This is a genomic window from Vibrio sp. 704 (assembly GCF_033339295.1).
Genome location: NZ_JAWOUH010000177.1, coordinates 1 through 941, shown reverse-complemented (window position 1 = coordinate 941; position 941 = coordinate 1). Strand labels below are relative to the sequence as shown.

Genomic DNA, 941 nt, shown 5'->3' with positions numbered 1-941 from the left:
CGCTGGCTTTATGCAAGTGGTGAGTAGTGACCACATTCGTCTTCGAGTTTACGAGCGCGGCGCAGGTGAAACACAAGCTTGTGGTAGCGGTGCATGTGGCGCGGTGGCTGTGGGTATTTTGCAAGGACTTTTGGATGAGAGTGTGAAAGTATCGCTACCTGGTGGTGAGCTGCATATTTCTTGGCAAGGCCCGGGCAAACCACTCTTTATGACCGGTCCTGCAACTCACGTATTTGATGGTCAACTGTCGTGCTAGTCAAAGAAAAAGGAAACGGTTTGTCTCAAGTTGAAGCTGACGCATTAACTGCAGAAGTGGTGGCTGAATACCTAAAAGATCACCCTGACTTTTTTGTTGAGCGCCCTGAGCTGGTGGATCGTCTGTCTTTTCCACATTCGGATTTAGGTACGGTTTCGTTGGTGCATATTCAAATGAATCGCCAGCGTCAGCGTATTGAAGAGCTTGAAGAAGAGATCACCACGTTAATGTCGCTTGCGGCAAACAACGATCGTACCTTCTACGAGTTCATGGATTTGCAGGGCTCGATTCTAAAGTGCGGTGACTTCAAGCAAGTTATTAGCGCGATAGAGCTAAAAGCCAAAGATCTCGGACTGCGTGCGTATGTTCGCTTGTTTAGCCAATGCGATGCATCGACGCAACTTAGTAAAGAACATTACCAGCGTTTTGCGACCAACCACCTAAATGGCAAAGAGGCTTATTTGGGCCGCTTGCGTAAAGTGGATCGTGAAGCGTTGTTTGGCAATATGGATGTGCCAGAAATGGGTTCCTATGTGGTACTGCCGCTGGTGAAGAAGCAGACGCTTGGCGTGCTTGCGTTTTCTAGCGAAGATGGCGGTCATTTCCAACCAGATATGGATACCTTGTTTTTGCGTCACCTATCATTAGTAGTGGCACATCTCGCTCAAACACTGGTATGGCAAAG

1 protein-coding gene and 1 pseudogene are annotated in these 941 nt (G+C 48.2%); both read left to right on the top strand.

Annotation, left to right across the window (positions count from 1 at the left end; all coding sequences use genetic code 11):
- A pseudogene (dapF, locus tag R7R24_RS25260) lies at positions 1–256 on the top strand (diaminopimelate epimerase); the annotation flags it as partial.
- The coding region (locus R7R24_RS25255; RefSeq protein WP_318119853.1) for a DUF484 family protein at positions 250–941 on the top strand (692 nt) is incomplete at its 3' end. The pseudogene dapF and the gene R7R24_RS25255, both read left to right, overlap by 7 nt.